This is a genomic window from Lunatimonas salinarum, from assembly GCF_017811155.1.
GTDB lineage: Bacteria > Bacteroidota > Bacteroidia > Cytophagales > Cyclobacteriaceae > Lunatimonas > Lunatimonas salinarum.
The window spans coordinates 166816-186878 of sequence record NZ_JACVCV010000008.1 but is presented as its reverse complement, the minus strand read 5'-3'; the positions used below and the strand labels follow the sequence as shown (position 1 = coordinate 186878).

The 20063-nt window shown below is 45.9% G+C and carries 18 protein-coding genes; 16 read left to right on the top strand and 2 right to left on the bottom strand.

The genetic code is table 11. From position 1 onward, the window contains the following. Positions 1-5: 5 nt before the first annotated feature. The 16 genes from IAQ59_RS11765 (at position 6) to nagB (ending at position 17124) form a co-directional block, all read left to right on the top strand. On the top strand, positions 6-1634 hold the full coding sequence (locus tag IAQ59_RS11765; protein ID WP_209331004.1) for a fibronectin type III domain-containing protein: 1629 nt from the start codon (positions 6-8) through the stop codon (positions 1632-1634). Between the two features lie 82 nt (positions 1635-1716). Continuing rightward, positions 1717-3036 (top strand): gluconate:H+ symporter, encoded by a 1320-nt coding sequence (locus IAQ59_RS11760; RefSeq protein WP_209331003.1) that lies wholly within the window; start codon positions 1717-1719, stop codon positions 3034-3036. Between the two features lie 30 nt (positions 3037-3066). After that, entirely contained in the window at positions 3067-3537 is a 471-nt protein-coding gene (locus IAQ59_RS11755) for a RidA family protein (protein WP_209331002.1), read from the top strand. 1 nt (position 3538) lies between these two features. After that, a complete protein-coding gene (locus IAQ59_RS11750; RefSeq protein ID WP_209331001.1) occupies positions 3539-4651 on the top strand; it encodes a D-TA family PLP-dependent enzyme in 1113 nt (370 codons plus the stop codon). Positions 4652-4682: 31 nt separating this feature from the next. Continuing rightward, complete coding sequence (locus IAQ59_RS11745; protein WP_209331000.1) at positions 4683-5753, top strand: dipeptidase; 1071 nt, start codon at positions 4683-4685, stop codon at positions 5751-5753. A gap of 263 nt (positions 5754-6016) precedes the next feature. After that, entirely contained in the window at positions 6017-6529 is a 513-nt protein-coding gene (locus IAQ59_RS11740) for an RNA polymerase sigma factor (protein ID WP_209330999.1), read from the top strand. Between the two features lies 1 nt (position 6530). Continuing rightward, positions 6531-8009: a phytoene desaturase family protein gene (locus tag IAQ59_RS11735; protein WP_209330998.1), complete on the top strand. Its 1479-nt coding sequence runs from the start codon at positions 6531-6533 to the stop codon at positions 8007-8009. 26 nt (positions 8010-8035) lie between these two features. Beyond that, a complete protein-coding gene (locus IAQ59_RS11730) occupies positions 8036-8881 on the top strand; it encodes a phytoene/squalene synthase family protein (RefSeq protein ID WP_209330997.1) in 846 nt (281 codons plus the stop codon). A gap of 7 nt (positions 8882-8888) precedes the next feature. Next, positions 8889-9596: a lycopene cyclase domain-containing protein gene (locus IAQ59_RS11725; RefSeq protein WP_209330996.1), complete on the top strand. Its 708-nt coding sequence runs from the start codon at positions 8889-8891 to the stop codon at positions 9594-9596. 6 nt (positions 9597-9602) lie between these two features. Beyond that, positions 9603-10448, top strand: a complete 846-nt coding sequence (locus tag IAQ59_RS11720) for a 4-hydroxy-3-methylbut-2-enyl diphosphate reductase (protein WP_209330995.1) — start codon at positions 9603-9605, stop codon at positions 10446-10448. 31 nt (positions 10449-10479) lie between these two features. Continuing rightward, complete coding sequence (locus IAQ59_RS11715) at positions 10480-11190, top strand: fatty acid desaturase (RefSeq protein WP_209330994.1); 711 nt, start codon at positions 10480-10482, stop codon at positions 11188-11190. Between the two features lie 208 nt (positions 11191-11398). Then, positions 11399-13804 (top strand): TonB-dependent receptor, encoded by a 2406-nt coding sequence (locus IAQ59_RS11710; protein WP_209330993.1) that lies wholly within the window; start codon positions 11399-11401, stop codon positions 13802-13804. Between the two features lie 29 nt (positions 13805-13833). After that, complete coding sequence (locus tag IAQ59_RS11705; RefSeq protein WP_209330992.1) at positions 13834-14967, top strand: BamA/TamA family outer membrane protein; 1134 nt, start codon at positions 13834-13836, stop codon at positions 14965-14967. A gap of 17 nt (positions 14968-14984) precedes the next feature. Further along, positions 14985-15608 carry a class I SAM-dependent methyltransferase gene (locus IAQ59_RS11700; protein ID WP_209331096.1) on the top strand — a complete coding sequence of 208 codons (624 nt, stop codon included), beginning with the start codon at positions 14985-14987 and terminating at the stop codon, positions 15606-15608. Positions 15609-15691: 83 nt separating this feature from the next. Then, complete coding sequence (locus IAQ59_RS11695) at positions 15692-16297, top strand: trimeric intracellular cation channel family protein (RefSeq protein WP_209330991.1); 606 nt, start codon at positions 15692-15694, stop codon at positions 16295-16297. A gap of 98 nt (positions 16298-16395) precedes the next feature. Beyond that, on the top strand, positions 16396-17124 hold the full coding sequence (gene nagB, locus IAQ59_RS11690; RefSeq protein ID WP_209330990.1) for a glucosamine-6-phosphate deaminase: 729 nt from the start codon (positions 16396-16398) through the stop codon (positions 17122-17124). Between the two features lie 23 nt (positions 17125-17147). Here the strand turns inward: nagB and IAQ59_RS22625 are convergent, their stop codons facing one another. Further along, the gene (locus IAQ59_RS22625; RefSeq protein WP_209330989.1) at positions 17148-18416 is read right to left on the bottom strand and encodes a sensor histidine kinase; all 1269 of its coding nucleotides are present in this window, start codon (positions 18414-18416) and stop codon (positions 17148-17150) included. A gap of 352 nt (positions 18417-18768) precedes the next feature. Next, the gene (locus tag IAQ59_RS11680) at positions 18769-19971 is read right to left on the bottom strand and encodes an aspartyl protease family protein (RefSeq protein ID WP_245189562.1); all 1203 of its coding nucleotides are present in this window, start codon (positions 19969-19971) and stop codon (positions 18769-18771) included. Positions 19972-20063 lie beyond the last annotated feature (92 nt).

The following is a 20063-nucleotide window of genomic DNA, read 5'->3' as shown; positions in this document are numbered from 1 at the left end:
TTGCCATGAAAACGGGATGGATAATCATATGGATATTCGTCATCATATGCACCCTAACAGGTATGCCGTTGGATGCTCATGGGCAGGTGGTGGTTAACCAAACCGAAAACCAAATACCCATCCAAGAATTAAGGCTGTTGGTAGCGGGGGAGTTGATCACACAGACAACAGACCTCGCTTCCCGTAGTAATCCTCTCCCGGATCGGTCACCTGTAGTGATTGAGACCATTTTGCTAGCCGACGGGACCGAGATTTTTGCCACCACGAGGACTCCCATAGTCACGAATTTGCATCCCCGTATTGGTACTACAGTAATTCCTGCCAGCGGCGTGGGCGTGGCGAAGTATGACGGGACATATATCAGCCACATGAATAGTGAGTTTGCCCATGCCATCGAAGAGGTGGTCTCTACACCCGATTTTCGATCTTATTGGGATATTGGAGGTAGTAATATCCCTGCCAATGAGGTGTTTATGGATGTCATTTACCCCGTTGAAGTACCCAAGTCCGGTTATTTGGTGGTTTCTGAGCGGGATGGAAACAGCAGTATGGACTTTCAGGCGCTGGATGTGAACGGACAGCCAATAGCTTCCGCTCAGACGATTCAGCTGCGAGGCTATCCTTGGAACACCCAAATAGTAAATCAGGGCAACTATCCAACCCAGCCACAACACTTGGTAGTATTTTCTCCGCAGCTATTTGGAACCAATGAAGCGATCCATGGATTTCGGGTCATCAATGTAAACGGCGCAGATGGAAAGATCGTATTTTTCCGGAACTCCATTTATGTGCGAGATGATTTTGCTATGGAGACACCTCCTGGAGTAAAGAACGTGGTCAATGTGTTGCTCAATGATGAACTCAAAGAGCAACCTGCCACACCCGAAACGGTAATCCTTTTAGTGGAGAACCAAGAGCCGAACGGATGGGTGCGACTCAATGAAGATGGTACGGTGGATGTGTCTCCTGATGCTGAAGCGGGCACCTATGTGATTTTCTATCAGATAACCGAACGAGGCAACCTCTCCAATTCGGCTTATGGGTCAGTCACCATTGAGGTGATCACGAGCCTGCCGGTAAAATGGCTGGGTATGGACGCCGAAGAAACCTATCAGGGGGCGAATGTCAGTTGGTCTGTGGCCCAAGAAAAAAACAACGATAAATTTCAGGTATTTCGGTCTGTTGATGGAGGGAATTCGTTTGACCTTGCGGGAGAGATTCCAGGTTCGCAGGCTTTCACCGGCCCTGCCACGTATACGTTTTTTGATTCCAATCTTCCCGACCATGTCCAAGTTTACTACTTCATCAATCAGATTGATTTTGATGGGCAGGCGTCTATGAGTGAGGTGTTTAAGATGAGCAGATCGGAGGTGAGTCCGAAGGGAATAAAAGTGTTCCCCAATCCCTATCTTGGGGGAAACATCGGTATGAGCCTTTCTAGGGTGCAGGAAAAACAGGTGGGTGCCATCTGGGTTAAGGCCGGCAATGGAAATTTATTGTTTCAAGCTGAGGGAATCCTTGGGGAGCTAAAGCCCTTATTTTTGGAAAAGGCCAAAGAGTTTGATGCGGGTCTTTATCTTATTCAGGTGTTGGTTGTAGAGAAGATGGAAACCATCAAATGGGTAAAGAAATAGGGATTTTATGATGACTGGATAGGGTTTTCGTTTAGAATAGCGTATTTTTTCCGAAAATTCATTTTCGAAAACAGGTCTTTCCATGGGTTTTCTCGCTATTGCCATCAGTATTATTTTATTGGTTTTGTTCATTGTTTGGTTCAAAGTTGAGCCCTTTATCTCTTTTCTAATAGTCTCGGTGTTTGCGGGTGTATTGTTGGGGATCCCCTTGGATGGTATTATGGGGGCCGTTCAAAAGGGAATCGGAGATTTGTTGGGTGGCCTGGTAATTATCATCACACTGGGTGCAATGCTTGGAAAAATAGTTGCAGATAGCGGCGCTGCCCAACGCATTGCAGCGTTTTTGATGCAGCTTTTTGGCCAGCACCGTATTCATTGGGCGATTACTTTGACCGCATTTGTGGTTGGAATCCCGCTCTTTTTTAATGTTGGGTTTGTGTTGTTGATACCGTTGGTTTTTGCCGTTTCTTATCAATATAAAATCCCTACCATGTTTGTGGGGGTTCCCATGCTTGCCGCGCTGTCGGTTACCCATGGACTGCTTCCTCCTCACCCCGCTCCGGTTGCGTTGGTCTCACAGTTTGGCGCCAATATGGGACTCACGTTAATTTATGGGCTACTGATCGCGGTTCCTGTGATCTTGGTGGCCGGGCCTGGATTGGCTCGGCTGCCTTGGATTCGCAGTATGGAGGTGGTTCTGTTGGAGGCCTTCAAAGCGGAAGACAAGCCATCGGAGGCGCTTCCTTCCTTAGCCAATAGTATGGTTTCCGCATTGTTGCCGGTTTTTCTGTTGATTGCCACTTCGTTGATTTTATTGAGAGTAGACACAGATTCTGATAGCTACGCTTTGTTGTCCTTCATCGGTGATCCCGGTATTGTCATGTTATTCTCCTTGTTATGGGCTACCGTAAGTTTGGGGTTACGGAAGGGACGAACGGTTGTTTCTGTGATGGATGGCTACGGCAAGGCAGTGAAGGATATTGCCCTGGTTATATTGATCATAGCTGGGGCGGGGGCATTCAAGGAGGTATTGGTGTCAAGTGGCATCAGCGCCGACATTGCCACAGCTATGGAAGATTGGGATATTCCACCGTTGTTTTTGGGATGGCTGATAGCAGCGATAATCCGCCTATCAGTGGGGTCAGCCACGGTGGCCGCACTTACGGCGGCTGGGATTATCGGACCCCTTGTAGGTACCGGTGACATTAACCCCAACCTGATGGTATTGGCTATAGGATCCGGCAGCCTGATCTTTTCCCATTTCAACGATGGAGGCTTTTGGTTGGTGAAAGAATACTTCAACCTCACTGTCAAGCAGACCTTGCTTTCCTGGTCCTTGGTTGAAACCGTTGCAGCAATAGGGGGCCTTGTGGGAGTTTTGGCTCTGGATTTTATTCTTTAACTTCGTGATAAAATAAACAATGAATAGGATATGGAAATCGCATCAGCAGAATCTAGATTTAAAGAACTTGGATTAACCTTGCCACCGGCGCCGGCGCCTATGGGCGTTTACAAGCCCTTTGTAATCGATGGGAAGCACCTCTATTTATCCGGTCATGGCCCCGTAAAGGTAGACGGGACGTTGATTGCCGGAAAGGTAGGTCGGGATATGGATAAGGAAGAAGCTAAACTGGCAGCACAGCAGGTAGGCCTGACTATGCTTGCTACCATTCAGACACACTTAGGAAGCCTCAATAAGGTTAAGCGGGTGATCAAGGTACTGGGGATGGTTAATAGCACAGTAGATTTTGGAGAGCATCCTTTTGTGATCAATGGATGCAGCGAGCTATTCGCAAAGGTGTGGGGCGAGGAAAACGGCATCGGTACCCGTAGCGCTGTAGGGTTTGGGTCTTTGCCCGGCAATATCCCTGTGGAGATCGAAGCACTGTTTGAACTGGAATAGTATGTTTGATCAAAGCAAGTACGGGCTTTCAGAACCGGATCTGATCGATTCTCCCGCATTGTTGATTTTCACGGATATCGTCAAGGAAAATATCCAAAAGGCAGTTCAGGCAATTGGAGATGTTCAAAGGTTGCGTCCGCATGTGAAGACGAATAAATCGATCGAGGCATGCCGCTTAATGATGGATGCGGGCATCTCGAGGTTTAAGTGTGCGACAATCCCAGAGGCGGAAATGTTGGTGAAAGCCGGAGCGAAGGATATCTTACTTTCCTATCAGCCGGTAGGGCCGAAGCAGGTACGGTGGGAAATGTTGATACAGGATTTTCCCGCGATTAGGTTTGCCTGTTTGGTCGATACTGTTCACATAGCGAACCAACTGTCGGAAAAAGGGGTGGCATGTGGAAAACCTTTTGAGGTATACCTGGACATCAATGCACAGACCAACCGCACCGGTATTGTGCCCGATGAATCAGCAGAAGAATTGTACCGCACTTGTCTGGCCTTGCCAGGCTTGAAGGTAGCAGGCATGCATGTCTATGACGGCCATCTTCGGCAGCTTGACTGGAACGAGCGAAAAATAGCCTGTGATGCCGGGTTTTCTCCTGTAGCGGATTTGGCTGCAAAAATGCGGTCAGAGGGAGTGGAGGTAGAGATTGTTGCGGGAGGTTCTACTACTTTTACCATACATGCAAAGCGTTCGGGTGTAGTGTGTTCTCCCGGTACCTTTATTTATTGGGATAAGGGGTATAGCGATGGATTGCCCGAGCAGCCCTATACACCCGCAGCATTGGTATTTACCCGAATTATTTCACTTCCTGCCCCTGATCTGATTTGTTTGGACTTGGGCCACAAGTCTATTGCAGCAGAGAATCCCCTAGCCAATCGGGTGACGCTTCTGGGTGTTAGTGGATGGGAGCCTGTTAGCCAAAGTGAAGAGCATTTGGTCTACCGAGTATCTCCCGATCATACCCATCAGGTCGGGGATGGCTTTTTCGGCATTCCTTATCACATTTGTCCTACGGTAGCGCTGTACGAGCAAGCCTATACGGTAAAGGATGGCAGGCCGACAGGCGTTTGGCGTACCATTTCCCGCGATAAAAAAATCACTTACTGATCAACGTTTTTATCCCAACCATTTTCAACACATGTTTACAATAGATGCGCACCTGGATCTCAGCATGAATGCGCTGGAGTGGAACCGAGATCTGACAAGACCACTCCGCGAAATCAACGAACGTGAAAGCGGGCTCACTGATAAGGCAGACAGGGGGAATGCTACTGTCTCGTTGCCTACGCTTCGAGAGGCAGAGATTGGCTTGGTGGTTGCCACCCAGATAGCACGGTTCGTCGCTCCGAATAATCCCCTTCCCGGATGGCATTCGCCTGCACAAGCTTGGGCCCAAAGTCAGGGACAGCTTGCTTGGTATAAAGCCATGGAAGACCTAGGGGAGATGGTTCAAATCACCGACCTAGCTTCTTTGGAGAAGCATTTGGCACTTTGGGGTGACGGCAAGTCTACCGAAGGGAAACCCGTAGGCTACATTCTCTCTTTAGAAGGAGCAGATTCAATAATCGATATCCGCTATTTGGAAAAATCCTACGCCTCTGGTCTACGGGCACTCGGCCCGGCTCATTATGGCCCGGGTAGATATGCCCAGGGGACAGATGCCTCGGGGTTTATGGGACCTAAGGGGCATGAGTTGCTTAAGCGAATGGAAGAGTTGAACATTATACTTGATGCTACACACTTGTGTGATGAGAGTTTCTGGGAAGCGCTAGCTCATTACAACGGTCCTGTGTGGGCCAGTCACAACAATTGCAGAGCATTGGTGAACCACAACAGGCAGTTTAGCGATGAACAGATCAAAGCACTGATAGAAAGGGGCGCTGTAATCGGTGGAGCGCTCGATGCCTGGATGATGGTTCCTGGCTGGATTAAAGGAAAGTCTCTTCCCAAGGAAATGGATTGCAACTTAGAAAAAATCATAGATCACCTGGATCATATTTGTCAGCTTGCCGGTAACGCGGATCATATAGGAATCGGAAGCGACCTGGACGGGGCTTACGGTCGTGAACAGAGTCCTTATGATCTGGAATCCATTGCAGATCTGCGGCGTATACCTGGTATGCTCTCCAGCAGAGGCTACTCCGAATCCGATATCGAAAAAGTGATGCACGGAAATTGGCTTCGTTTTTTACGTAAGGCCTGGGTCTGACATGTACCCTTTGAGCATATTGGAAAAGACTAACAGTAATGTTAGTCTTTTTTTGTTTTTGTTAAACAATATTATTTTTCTCTAGATGAAATGTGTTCTCATTTACCTTCCAGAGGGCTTCTTTGGCTCTATCGGGGGCTATATTTCCCGCTTTTTCTTGATCACTAAACTTTAACGTTTAAACTTTTTTGAAAAAAGTTACACATTTTTCTTGTTTATATGTTTAATGATCTCTACTTTTGATTAAACAAAAACCGAAAACCATGACAACACTAGAATTTAGCTACTCATTAAACAAGCTTACCAAATCACTTAAGCCATTTGCCTTGAAGTTGACTAGAGATGTTGACGATGCGAACGATCTGTTACAGGACACCATGGTTAAGGCTTTTACGAATAAAGATAAATTTACAGATGGCACCAACTTAAAGGCTTGGCTGTACACCATCATGAAAAATACGTTTATTACGAATTATCAACGAATGGTCCGTCGTGGCACCTTTGTAGATACTTCCGATAACCTCCATTTTATCAACTCCGGCGCGGCGATCATAGAAAATGATGCGTATGGAGACTTTGCGATGAAAGACATTACCACAGCGATTGCTCGGCTGGATGCTGTGTATAAGGATCCTTTCCTGATGCATTTTCGCGGATTCAAGTACCATGAGATCGCAGATAAATTGCAAATTCCGATTGGAACTGTAAAAAATAGAATTCATATTGCACGCAAGCTCCTTAAAGATCAGTTGAGCATCTATCAAACAAGGAATTAATATGACTGGAAAACATGTGGTGGTTATAGGCAGCGGATTTGCGGGAATATCGGCTGCTACCCACCTAGCGGCAAGCGGTTACCAAGTAACTGTAGTCGAAAAAAATAGTACCCCCGGGGGTAGGGCTAGAAAGTTCGAAACCGGGGGTTTTGTTTTTGATATGGGACCAAGCTGGTATTGGATGCCGGATGTGTTCGATCAGTATTTTGAAAGTTTTGGAAAAAAGGTAAGTGATTATTACGACCTGATTCGGTTGGATCCGTCCTATGCCGTTATTTATGGGAAGGACGATACACTAGCTATTCCGGCTGACCTTGGGGCATTCAGGGAGATGATAGAGGGCTTGGAAAGTGGGGCGGGCAAGCGTTTAGATGCGTTTCTTTTTCAGGCTGCCTACAAATACCAAGTCGGCATTCACGATCTGGTCCATAAGCCCAGCCGGTCTCTGATGGAATTTGCACGGATCAGCTTGCTGCGAGATTTGTTCCGAATGGATATTTTTCAATCCATGTCCAAGCATGTACGGAAGTTTTTCAAGGAAGACAAGATTATCCGCTTGATGGAGTTTCCCGTGCTTTTTTTGGGGGAGACGGCTGAAAATATCCCTGCTCTTTACAGCTTGATGAACTATGCCGACATAGCATTGGGTACTTGGTATCCCATGGGCGGCATGCACAAGATTATTGAAGGGATGGTCGCCCTTGCGACGGAAAAGGGAGTTACCTTCCGATTTAGCAGCCCTGTAACGCAGATTAATGTCGTAAACGGCAAGGCGCAGTCCGTGACATTTGGAAATGGCGAAACGCTGCATGCGGACGTGGTAGTAGCGGGTGCGGATTACCATCATGTGGATACACAACTCTTAGCCCCTTCGTATAGGAATTACTCGGATAACTATTGGAATACCCGGGTGATGGCGCCCTCCTCGTTACTCTTCTACCTGGGGGTGGATAAAAAGTTAAAAAACTTATTGCATCATAACCTGTTTTTCGATGAACCCCTAGGGCCTCATGCCGATGCTATTTATACCCGGCCGCGTTGGCCTGAGAAGCCTCTATTCTATGTCTCCGCTCCGTCGGTGACGGATCCAAGTGTGGCTCCCGAAGGAAAGGAAAACCTCTTTATCTTAGTGCCTTTGGCACCGGGTCTGACCGATACAGAAGCGTTGCGGGAGCAATACTACCATATAATAATGGATCGCCTGGAGAAGTTGAGTGGGCAGGAAATTCGCAGTCATGTAGTGTACAAGCGTTCATATGCCCACAAAGACTTTATGTCAGACTACCATGCGTTCAAAGGGAATGCGTATGGATTGGCAAATACCTTGACACAGACTGCGATCTTGAAGCCTTCCCTGAAAAGTAAAAAGGTCTCAAACCTGTACTACACGGGCCAATTGACCGTTCCCGGTCCGGGCGTTCCCCCTTCTCTCATTTCGGGAGGCGTCGTGGCCAAGGAGATTCAAAAGGAGCACCAATAACCAAAAAAAATCAGTAACTTCATCCCATGACTACCCCCAAACAGCTCTTTGAGGACACCACTTTTGAATGCAGCAAACTGATTACACAACGGTACAGTACTTCTTTCACGTTGGGAATTAAAACGTTGGACAAGAAGTTTCACAAGTCCATTTACGCCATTTATGGGTTTGTTCGTTATGCAGACGAAATTGTGGATACCTTTCACGAATACGATAAGAAGACCCTGTTGGACCGCTTCAGGGCGGATACCTATTTGGCTTTGGAGGAGGGTATAAGTCTCAATCCCGTGTTGCATGCTTTCCAGGTCGTTGTAAACCAATTTGAGATCGACAGGGAGTTGATAGACGCCTTCTTGCATAGTATGGAAATGGACCTGGATTTCACCAAATACAACGACGAGAAGTACCACGAATACATCTTTGGATCGGCAGAGGTTGTAGGGCTGATGTGCTTGAAAGTATTTTGCGAGGGAGATAAAGCCACTTATGAAAAATTAAAAGGATATGCCTGCAGCCTAGGTGCGGCATTTCAGAAGGTGAATTTTCTCCGAGATATTAAAAGTGACTTTGAGGAACGGGGCAGGGTTTATTTTCCGGGTGTTGATTTTAAGCGATTCGACAGATCCGTCAAGGCGGAAATAGAAGCAGATATTCAAAAGGACTTTGACGATGCCTTGATAGGTATCAGGCAGTTGCCAAAAGGAGCTATGTTAGGGGTAAAGATTGCGTATTTATATTACCTTAAACTCTTTTACAAGATAAAAGAAACCTCTCCCGAGGTCATCACCCGCCAACGCATACGTATTCCCAACGCAAGGAAGGCATCCCTGTTGCTTGCTACCTATTTTGGATCCAAGTTAGGCTTTAACTAAGGTAGGAATGGAGAATTATTATTATTTGGGGTTGATGCTGTTTTCCCTCTCCTACCCTTTGGCCCAATCCTTTGAACACCGTATACAGTATGCGAAAAAGGCCTATGCGCTGTTTCCGGCGATTTTGGCAATGGCGTTCGTATTTATTCTTTGGGATCATTGGTTTACTGTACAGGGTGTTTGGGGGTTTAATCCACGGTATATTTTAGGGATATATCTATTGGAACTTCCTTTGGAAGAATGGGCGTTTTTTTTAGTCGTACCCTATGCCTGTGTGTTCATTTACGAGGTGCTCATTTATTTTGTCAAAAAGGACCTGTTTCGCCCTGTTTCGCGCTACTTGATGTATGTGCTGATCGCTTCTTTTGTTGTATTGGGCTTGGTGCACTTTGATAAAATGTACACGGGGATAAACTTTCTGTTCACTTCGGCGGTAATAACCGCTCATTTGCTTATATTTAAAGATGTCCATTTTGGCAGGTTTCTCATGGCCTATTTGGTTTCATTGATTCCATTTTTCTTGATAAATGGGGTGTTGACTGGATCTTGGATAGACGAGCCCATCGTCTGGTATAACAACGGGGAAAATTTAGGTATCCGCTTGGGAACAATTCCCATAGAAGATTCCGTATATAATCTGGGAATGCTCCTGATGGTAGTTACGATATACGAAAAAATCAAAGAACGGAAAACATTTCAAAAAGGTCAAAGTTAATACGGTATGTTAAACCTGCAAGTACATATTGATCAGCATTCGGGCTTCTGTTTTGGTGTAGTCTACGCGATAGAAATGGCAGAGGAAATTCTTGACAACGAGGGCTACCTGTACTGTTTGGGGGATATTGTACACAACGACGAAGAAGTCAAGCGATTAGCAGGTAAAGGCCTTGTGATCATCGATCACGAGGAGCTGAAGAAATTGACCAATGAAAAGGTATTGATACGGGCGCACGGGGAACCACCGTCTACTTACCAACTCGCCATACAAAACAACCTTACGCTGATAGACGCAAGTTGTCCTGTGGTACTGAAGCTTCAGAATCGCATCAAGAATTCCTATGATAAGGATGAAGCCATTTACATCTATGGAAAGCACGGCCATGCCGAGGTGATAGGGCTGTTGGGCCAAACGGGTAATAAGGCGGTGGTCTTTCAGGATATCAATGAGTTGGACATTCCCAGCTTGCCAAAAAATATCACCCTATATAGTCAGACTACCAAAAGTACCGACAAATTCTACGAGATTAATCAAATATTAAAAGACAACGGAATCTCCATCAATACAAACGACACCATCTGCCGCCAAGTGTCGAATAGGGACAAGGAACTTAGGGATTTTGCGTCTAAATTTGACCACATCGTCTTTGTAAGTGGCACCAAATCCTCGAACGGAAAAGTGCTTTATAATGTGTGTAAGGAATGTAATCCAAACACTTACTTTGTATCAAACCCGGAGGAGGTAGACCCGGCATGGTTTTCAGAAAATCAAACGGTGGGCGTATGTGGGGCTACTTCTACTCCCATGTGGTTAATGGAGCAGGTAAAAGAAAAGATCGTCAGGTTTTGAATGAATCGACCCCCTAAATTGTTTTTCCTAGATGAATCCATCTACACGTGCCAACGGACTTGATATAGATCCCAAGGGAGTATTCATTGCCATTTCCATCATTTCTTTGTGGTTTGCTTCGTTGATCTTATTGCTTTCCTGGGAGCTTGATTACTTGAATCCGTTTACCTATTTGGCTATTTTGGTTCAGATGCATTTATACACCGGATTATTTATCACCGCGCACGATGCCATGCATGGGGTAGTGTCGCGAAATCGAAAGCTAAACCATGCCATCGGGTGGGTAAGTGCACTGTTATTTTCTTATAATTTTTACCACCGCTTATATCCCAAGCATCATCTGCACCACCGATTCGTAGCCACGGAGGGAGACCCTGATTATCATCCCTCACACCGCTTTCTGCCTTGGTATTTTAGCTTTATCACGGCCTATGTTACGGTCTGGCAGATTCTACTGATGGCCGTCACGTTCAACCTGCTGAAACTATTTATTCCCACAGAAAATCTGATTTTATTTTGGATGTTACCCGCCATTTTGTCTACCCTCCAATTGTTTTATTTCGGTACGTTTCTTCCACACAGAGGGGATCAATCCAATAAACATCATTCCGGTTCACAGGTAAAAAACCACGTTTGGGCTTTTTTGAGTTGTTATTTTTTTGGTTATCACTACGAGCACCACGATTCTCCGGGGACTCCGTGGTGGAGGTTGTGGCAGGTAAAGGAAGCAGGTTTACGCTAAACTCCCCAAAATATGGGAAAAAATTCCATTCATCTACAAACTTTTTGACCTGATATGGATTTATTAGAATGTAATTTCAAAAACCCTTTTTGTAATGTTCAAAAGGCAGTCACATAGTTTTAACCAACCAATAGCGGCTGGAAGTTATTTTCTAGCTTTGTCAGAAAATAGTATTCACGTTAGCTTTTAAAAATAAAACAAACAACCGATGCGATATTATTTAATTTCAGCCTTTATTTTTCTATTCACGTTGACGGGGATGTCCCAACAGGTCAGCCTGCAGGGGCGGGTGTTTAATCCAATAAACAACGAGCCCATTCCTTTCGCTAACGTAGTCGTTCAGGGAGTCGATTTGGGTACCGTTTCGGACGAGAACGGTAATTACCAGCTTTCAGATATTCCACCAGGTCTCTATAATGTGCGTGCATCCTTTGTCGGATTCAAGCCAAATACGGTGTTTGAAGTACAGATCACCCGCGCCCGTGCGGTGCAGCTGGATTTTCCATTGGAAGAGGATGCTTCGGACTTGGCGGAAGTAGTGGTTTCCTCTGAATTTTCCCGGTCTGAGGACACCCCCATTTCTGCTAGAAAATTGAATACCAATGAGATAGAGCGATATCCGGGGGGGAACCGTGATATCAGTCGGGTAATTCAATCCTTGCCCGGTGTGGCAAGTACAGCCAGCTTTAGAAATGACATCATCATTCGCGGCGGAGCACCTAATGAAAATAAGTTTTTTATCGACGAAATTGAGGTTCCGGTGATAAACCACTTTGCCACCCAAGGTTCTTCAGGGGGGCCGTTGGGGATTTTGAATGTGAACCTCATCAAAAATGTTGATGTGATCAGCGGGGCATTTCCGGCAAACAGGATGAACTCCTTGAGTTCCTTTTTTGAGTTTGAGTTGAAAGATGGGCGAAGAGACAAGATGTTTACCCAGTTGACAGTGGGGGCATCTGAACTGACCGTATCCAACGAGGGCCCATTGAGCGAAAAGACTACCTATATTCTCTCGGCAAGGCGCTCGTATCTGCAAGGACTTTTCAGGTTATTGGGTTTGCCATTTCTTCCCACTTTCCATGATTTTACGCTCAAGACCAAGACACGTATCAATGACAAAACGGAACTTACCTTCCTTGGCGTGGGTGCAATCGACCAATTTGCGTTGAATTTTGACCTGCCGGGCGAGGAAGAGGAAGAGGAGCGCGACGATCGACTGTTCTTGTTGAATTCATTGCCCATCCAATCCCAGTGGAACTACGCTACCGGTGTCAAGTTAAAGCGGTTTCGGTCTAATGGGTTTTGGACTTATGTGCTTAGCAGGAATATGCTAAACAACCGAGCCTTTAAATATCAGAATAACGATGAGAGTAGTCCGCAAAACCTGATATTTGATTACCGATCTCAGGAAAGTGAAAATAAGTTCCGTGCGGAGAATAGCATATTCGGAACGGGCTACACGCTAAAATATGGATTCAATTACGAATTTAGCAGGTATTTGATCGAAGATTTCGACAGGAGGGTTGAAATAACGGATGGTGTGCCCTTGGACGTAGGCGCCACCGCGCTGTTCCACTCCTACGGTGCATTTGTACAAGGGAGTAAAAAGTTCGTGAATGATCGCCTTTTGGTATCGGGAGGGCTTCGGATGGACGGGAGTGATTTTGGTCCCACAGCTAGTAATCCGCTAAATCAGCTTAGCCCCAGGGCTTCCATCAGCTACCAACTAGGAGAGCGTTTATTCTGGACCGCAAATGCAGGGATTTATTACCAACGTCCGCCGTATACCGTACTGGGTTTTCGAAATAACGAGGGGATCTTGGTGAATCAGGAAAATGATGTTCAATTCATTCGATCGACTCATTTTATTTCGGGTATAGAAATCCAACGCCCTGAAAAGAACCGCAGATTCACGGTTGAGGGATTCTATAAGCTGTATGGTAATTACCCCACCTCTATCCGAAATGGGGTGGTTTTGGCAAATCTCGGCGCAGATTTTGGAGTAATTGGTAATGAACCGGTATTGTCAGATGGTAGAGGAAGGGCTTATGGACTGGAGTTTCTGGCCCAGCAGCGGCTCTTTAACGATTTTTATGGCATAGCAGCGGTGACGCTGGTTCGCAGCGAATTTACCAATCCAAATACCGAGGGCTTTGTTCCTTCCGCTTGGGACAACCGATTCATTGTGAGTCTGACCGCGGGAAAGCGACTTAAGCGTGACTGGGAAATCGGAGCACGTTGGCGGTTTTTGGGCGGCACCCCCTTTATTCCTTTTGATTTAAATGCGTCTTCACTCCGGGCTAATTGGGATTTGTTTAATCAAGGCTTATTTGATTATAACCGGATTAATGCCGAAAGATTAAAGAGTTTTCACCAGCTGGATCTACGGGTAGACAAGAAGTATTTCTTCGAGAGATGGAATTTAAACTGGTACTTTGATATCCAAAATGCCTACAACTTCCAAGCGGAGCAGCAGGAGCGTTTGGTAGCGATAAGGGACGCAGAAGATAGGCCCGTTGTTGATCCCAATGACCCTAGTCGGTATTTGTTGAGGAGCATACGTAATACAGCAGGTTCTATCCTTCCTACCGTTGGGCTTATTATTGAGTTTTAATTGCAATAATATGGTATATTGGCGCCCAAATGAACAGACTGATACTTTTGACGTTTGCGGCGTGGATGCTGGTGTCGGGTGGTTTTGCGCAAATTCTTCGAGAGGACTCCAATCAAGGTACCTTGATAGAGCAGATGTTCGATACGGCGGATAAGTTGATCAATGCGGTTAGCAGCGACCATTGGACCGTCATTCCAGCGTTGACCTATTCTCCTGAGACAAGTATCGGTATTGGAGCCAGAGCTATCAAGCTGTTTAGACCAATAGGTGAGGGTGCCGCATCCACGAGGCCTTCTACCGTACCGATTACCTTGTTGTACACGCTCAATCAACAACTGTTATTTACCACCGAGTTAAATCTATGGCAAGCTGACAATGTGGGTTATTTAAACTCCCGATTGGAATTGGCCGATTTTCCGTTCAAGTTTTACGGTTTTGGCAATTCCCCAACCAAGGGAGAATTTTATGCCAGCCGCTATGCCCATTTTCATTTGTTGTATGAGCGCAAGGTTGCAAAGGGTGTGTATATAGGCCCGGTTTATGAATTCCGCCAAGAAGATATCTATCGCACTGAGCCTACAGGCATGCTGGAAAGCGGAAATGTGAGGGGAAGTTCCGGGCAAGTCCTTTCCGGAGTGGGCGGCGTGCTGAATTACGATACGCGAGAAAATATTTTTCAACCTACCTCCGGGGCTTATCATCAGGCCCGCCTCATGTTGTTTTCGCCGGTAATTGGCAGCTCATACTCCTTTGCGCAGTTGAAGGTTGATTTCCGAAAATACTTTTCCATCAATCCGAATCAGGTCTTGGCCGTGCAGGCTTGGATGAGCTTAACCGCCGGAGCCGCTCCTTTTCAACAAGTTTCCCTTATTGGTGGAAGTGATCGGATGAGGGGGTATTTTGAGGGCAAATACCGGGATCGCCATGCAATGGTATTTCAGAGTGAATACCGCCTGCGAATTTATCGAAATCTGGGCTTGGTGTTTTTTGGAAGTACCGGTCAGGTGACCTCGGCCCCGGATCAATTTCGATTTTCGAAATTCAAGGTTTCCGGCGGAATGGGTTTCCGGTATAAGATAAATGAGGAAGGCTTAAGTATTCGCCTGGATTTTGGTGTGGGGGATCAATTCGCCTACTACTTTGGATTAAACGAAGTCATCTAAGGGTAAATGGTATGACGATGGATATGCATGCGTTAAATCAGGCTTTGGGAAACATCGACATCTATCTATTGGATCAGCTTCTAAAGGGGCGGTTTTCAAAGGAGATGAAAATGTTGGATGCTGGTTGTGGAGAGGGTAGAAATGCCCATCCCTTTGTGAAGGGAGGATACCAGATTTTCGGGATTGACAGGGACTTGCTATCTATAAAGATGGCTAGAATGCACGCCCAGACCTTGAATCCAGGTTTCGACATCCTACGGTTTCAGGTGTGTGGCTTAGAGGAGATCCTTTTTCATAAAGGAGCCTTTGATGCGGTCATCTGTAGTGCCGTGTTGCACTTTGCGACGAGTAGTCAGCATTTTAAAACTATGTGGGCGGAATTGATGCGGGTTTTGAAGGACGGAGGCATTTTTTGGCTGCGTACCTGCACCGATGCAGGGGATATTCGGTCGATTTCTACAGACTTAGGCGATGGGAGATACCTTCTCCCTGATGGCAGTGAGCGTTTTTTGCTTACTGAATCGATGCTTCAGGGCCTAATGGAGGAGTGGGGGCTTACTTACTTGGAAGCACCAAAGTCGGTGGTCGTTCATGGTCAGCGGGCCATGGGGGTATTTATTTTTCAAAAGAATGGATCTTAGTGACGAAAAGGGAAACCGAAGTTCCGTCGATGAGGAACAATTGGATCATTGACGTATCTTTGCGCAGATATAATTTTCATCTCATGGATCTTCAATATGCACTTGAACTGTTAGGTGTTTTTGTCTTTGCAATTTCGGGTGCTTTGGCGATTCAAGATAAGGGGCATGACTGGTTTGGCGCAGGATTTACCGCATTCATCACCGCTATTGGCGGCGGCAGTTTGCGGGATATTCTATTGGGGGCCTATCCCTTGGTTTGGATTGGGGATGTCGCATTTCTCTACGCCATCTTTGCGGGTATCATCGTGACCTTTATGTTCTTTCGATTTGTGTCCAGGTTACGAAAAACCCTCTTTCTATTCGATACGTTGGGGATCGGTTTCTTTACCATTCTGGGAGTGGAAAAGACGCTCAGCCTTGGATTCTCGTTGGAGGTGGCGGCCATTATGGGGATGTTTTCGGCGGTAATGGGGGGTGTAATCAGAGACACCCTTACCAACGAAATTCCGATTTTGTTCAGAAGGGAGATTTACGCTTCTGCTTGTTTGGCCGGAGCAATAGGCTATTTGATTTGCGATAACTATGGGCTGGACAGGGACATAAACCTATTGGTATCGATATCGGCCATTATATCCATACGTTTGGTTGCAGTCAAATACGAACTCAGTCTGCCAACTTGGGGAAATTAATGATGGCGTATTGAGGTACGCATTCGCTGTATTGGCCTGAATTGGAAGATCGGCGTATTTAATCCAAAGAGTTAATCATAAATGACGAAATGTTTATTATGGACGTAAAAAAGTTTGATACAGTAGAAGCACTGAACCGAGCTGCCGCGGCGGAGATCATCGATGCGGTAAAGGGGAATCCCGAATTGGTGTTGGGATTATCTACCGGCAATTCTCCGATAGGAGTTTACCAAAATCTAATTGCGGATCATCGGAACAATGGGACATCCTATAAGGATGTGAAGACTTTTAACTTGGACGAGTACGAAGGACTTGATGGAAATAGCCCGCAGAGCTACCGGTATTTCATGAATGAGCAGTTGTTCGATCACCTCGATATTGTGCTTGAAAATACGTACGTACCTTCAGGGATAGGAGATTTAGCCAGAAATTGTGCCGATTATGAGCGGCAAATTCAAGAGGCAGGAGGTATTGCCATTCAGCTTATTGGGATAGGCACCAATGGCCATATTGCGTTTAACGAACCAGGCACCTCTTTTGACACCCTGACCCACGTTGCCGAGTTGAGCCAAGCCACAATAGCGGCCAATGCGAAATATTTTCCATCTCCAAGTGATATCCCAAACCGGGCAATCTCCATGGGAATTCAATCCATCATGAATGCACGCAAGGTAATCATGGTGGCGTTTGGTCAAAGTAAGGCTCAAGCAATAAAGGAAATGATCGAAGGGCCCATCACTACGGAGCTGCCAGCTTCGGTATTACAGAATCACCCCCATGCGGTCATTTTTCTGGACAGCGAGGCAGCTTCCTTACTGTCTGAATAACAGGTGAATAGGAGAGGGCTTGGCTATCCAATCAGATTTCGGAGATATAGGGTAAACGCCAAGCCTTCTCCTACCTTACTGGATATTTCTATCTTACCATCGTTGGACCGGATTTGTTCCCTTACCAAGTAGAGGCCCATTCCTTTTCCTTCTACGTGGTTGTGAAACCGCTGGTACAATCCAAAAAGCCTATCTCCATACCGTTCCAAGTCGAGACCGATGCCGTTGTCACGGAATTCTATTACGCAGTACTCCTTACTTTTGTAGGTCTTTATCCATACCTCGGGCGTCCTGTCAGGATGTTTGTATTTGACGGAGTTGGTCAGAAAATTCATAAAGAAATTTTCCAAATGGGCATATACGTAGTTCATTTCGCTTAACGCGGACAGATCCTTATGTATTTTTATCCCGGACTCTTTTAGTTGATTAAAGAGACTCTTTTCGATGTTATTTAATAGGAGGTGGAAGTTGATCAGTTCAACTTTTGGGATTTTTTGCTTTTTGATCGATACCACTTCGATCAGATCCTGTAGGGTGGCATTCAGCAGATTGGTGGAGACCTTTAGGTTTTCGATCACTTCCTGGTTTTCAGCGTCGGCAGGATTCTTTTCATTGTAGAGATCAAGTAAGAGAGAAATATTTACAATGGGTGCCCGCAGGTTATGCGACACAATGTAGGCAAAACGAAGCAGTTCCTCGTTATGAGATTCCAGGTCCTTGATCAATACCTCCCGTTCTGCTTCCAGTTTTTTGGCGTTTGTAATGTTTTGATGCACCAACAGAATGTGATCGATTTCTTTGTTTTCATTCCTCAGTGGCACGGCGTTGCTTTGGTAAGTATTGTTCCAAATCGTCGTCTCGTAGGTGACCATCTCACCTTTGAGTACTTGGGTCAAATGAGCCTGTGCCGCTTCAAGTGAGTCTCCATGTATCAAGTCCAAATGGCAGGTTCCGATTAGCGTGGCGGGATCAATTTTAAGTTTGTTGTATTCGGTGCCTTCTGTATAGATGTAGTGAAAGGTACTATCGAGCACGTCGATGGTACCACGCGGAAAATTCTCTGCGATGCGTTGGTAAAGTTGCCGATCCTCTAATAGATTCCGCTGAAAGCTTCCTTTGGGGGGATTTGGAGTGCTGTCTCTTTTTGAAAAGTGGAAATTCAGGTAACAGGCTTTGTTTGCTCCAGGTAGTACGTTTCCTTCTACCGCCACAAATAGCAGCGAACTTTCCTGACGGTAAGGAACAACCAAGGTATCTCCTGATTTAATTGCCTGAGCAAACCGTTCAAACACGGGTTTTGGAGCCAGTGGAAAAAGCTGTTCAAAGGCTTGTTCTGGAGTGGAAAAATCAATGGATGTACATGCCTCGCGTAACCTTTCTGAAACAAAAAGACACTCAGCGGGACTGTTTGCCGGCTTATAAACGGATATTAACGAATTTATAAAATCAATCGTACCAGATCCTTCCATGGACTATGTCGCCTAAATACCTTGCAAAAAGCTATTTACCTCAAACGTAGAATTTTACAAATATAACTGAAAAGAATTTTAATCTACTGCCGTTCGTAGCTTCAAAAGCGTAGTTTATATTTTTTCGTGATTGAAGAACCAGCAAAAAATATGCCGCGGATTTATATGCCCATTTTTAGAGCTGCTTTTTTAGCACAAAGGAGATTCGAAGCTTTTCAGGGGCCTCTTCTTCTGTGCCGGTTCCCCGGAGGATTTCCAGGGTTATTACCCGCCCTTCTTCGGAGCGGAACAGGTTTGTGATATCCGCAAGTTCCCAAAAGTAGGCGGGAACTTTGTTGATCGCGACAATCTCGTCATAGAGTTGAACGCCTTGCAAGCTTGCCGGTGAGTTTTCCCGTACTTGGCTGACATAAAAGCGCTTGTTTTCCGCCGACAAAACCCGGATCATCAACCCACTCATATCGTAATCGAATTGTTCGCTGAATTTCGCCCCCTTTTTTAACAGCACACGTTCTCTAGGGTAGTCGAATATAATTTTTATTCGGTTTAGCAATTCCGCTCCGATGCTTCCCTGCCTACCGGTTTCGATGATCACGTCCGAAAATTCGGTTTGATCGGGATACGAGGTAATTACCCCTCTGAATTTCAAGCCCTGCATCTCTACCCGTCGTACTCGCCCAACCAGTCCAAACAGATCGCCTCCGAGTGATCGCCCCAGATCGGTTTCCAAGGTCAGGGGAGGCAAAACGATTTCGTCTGTCGTTTCCCGATTGAGCAGGAGGCCATGGTTGGCACCGGTGTCTATAAGTAGTTTTGCAGGTATCTCGGGACCTTCAATCTGCCGTATGGTCGTGTTCACATAGGGCTTGTTCCCGATCAACTCCATGGGCATGGATCGGAAGCCAAAGGGTTTCCATTTCAGCGCACTACTTCGGTATATGGTGACCTCGGCATTGTCATAGTCGATCTTGACGGGGTTGCTTTTGAAAAACTCGTGTCCCACTACTCCGTATATTGGGATTCCGATTACTTTTTCCAGTTCAAGAAAATCCTCATCCAGCACCAATGCCGCCTGATAGATCCCCTCAATTTCCCCTAGGTCAAAATGATTGTTTGGAGATACGGAGGCGCTCAGCACGGTTTGACCGTCGGCCCCCACGAGGTTGAGTTTCCGCGTATACTGCATGCCCAGTTCGTCGGCAATGGTTTTACTAAAAAAGATATTTGATTTGACACCGGTGTCAAACAAAAAATTGATCGGTTCACTTCCGTTTACCGAAACGGGTATAATCACCAAGCTATTGGAGTCAATAAATGGGATTTTCACCCTTCGGGATTCATTTTTCATATAAAAGCCCGGCACCTGTGCGGCCATCATTGAATATATAAAGCAAAAAAATAGGGTGATGGAAATATTCCGGGTGACGAGCATAGAATATTGGACAGTCTTATTTGATAGGTTAAGATAAA

Coding starts and splice junctions, on each gene's coding strand:
- IAQ59_RS11765 (WP_209331004.1), top strand. CDS start 6: ATGAAAACGGGATGGATAATCATATGGATATTCGTCATCATATGCACC.
- IAQ59_RS11760 (WP_209331003.1), top strand. CDS start 1,717: ATGGGTTTTCTCGCTATTGCCATCAGTATTATTTTATTGGTTTTGTTC.
- IAQ59_RS11755 (WP_209331002.1), top strand. CDS start 3,067: ATGGAAATCGCATCAGCAGAATCTAGATTTAAAGAACTTGGATTAACC.
- IAQ59_RS11750 (WP_209331001.1), top strand. CDS start 3,539: ATGTTTGATCAAAGCAAGTACGGGCTTTCAGAACCGGATCTGATCGAT.
- IAQ59_RS11745 (WP_209331000.1), top strand. CDS start 4,683: ATGTTTACAATAGATGCGCACCTGGATCTCAGCATGAATGCGCTGGAG.
- IAQ59_RS11740 (WP_209330999.1), top strand. CDS start 6,017: ATGACAACACTAGAATTTAGCTACTCATTAAACAAGCTTACCAAATCA.
- IAQ59_RS11735 (WP_209330998.1), top strand. CDS start 6,531: ATGACTGGAAAACATGTGGTGGTTATAGGCAGCGGATTTGCGGGAATA.
- IAQ59_RS11730 (WP_209330997.1), top strand. CDS start 8,036: ATGACTACCCCCAAACAGCTCTTTGAGGACACCACTTTTGAATGCAGC.
- IAQ59_RS11725 (WP_209330996.1), top strand. CDS start 8,889: ATGGAGAATTATTATTATTTGGGGTTGATGCTGTTTTCCCTCTCCTAC.
- IAQ59_RS11720 (WP_209330995.1), top strand. CDS start 9,603: ATGTTAAACCTGCAAGTACATATTGATCAGCATTCGGGCTTCTGTTTT.
- IAQ59_RS11715 (WP_209330994.1), top strand. CDS start 10,480: ATGAATCCATCTACACGTGCCAACGGACTTGATATAGATCCCAAGGGA.
- IAQ59_RS11710 (WP_209330993.1), top strand. CDS start 11,399: ATGCGATATTATTTAATTTCAGCCTTTATTTTTCTATTCACGTTGACG.
- IAQ59_RS11705 (WP_209330992.1), top strand. CDS start 13,834: ATGAACAGACTGATACTTTTGACGTTTGCGGCGTGGATGCTGGTGTCG.
- IAQ59_RS11700 (WP_209331096.1), top strand. CDS start 14,985: ATGGATATGCATGCGTTAAATCAGGCTTTGGGAAACATCGACATCTAT.
- IAQ59_RS11695 (WP_209330991.1), top strand. CDS start 15,692: ATGGATCTTCAATATGCACTTGAACTGTTAGGTGTTTTTGTCTTTGCA.
- nagB (WP_209330990.1), top strand. CDS start 16,396: ATGGACGTAAAAAAGTTTGATACAGTAGAAGCACTGAACCGAGCTGCC.
- IAQ59_RS11680 (WP_245189562.1), bottom strand. CDS start 19,971: ATGATGGCCGCACAGGTGCCGGGCTTTTATATGAAAAATGAATCCCGA.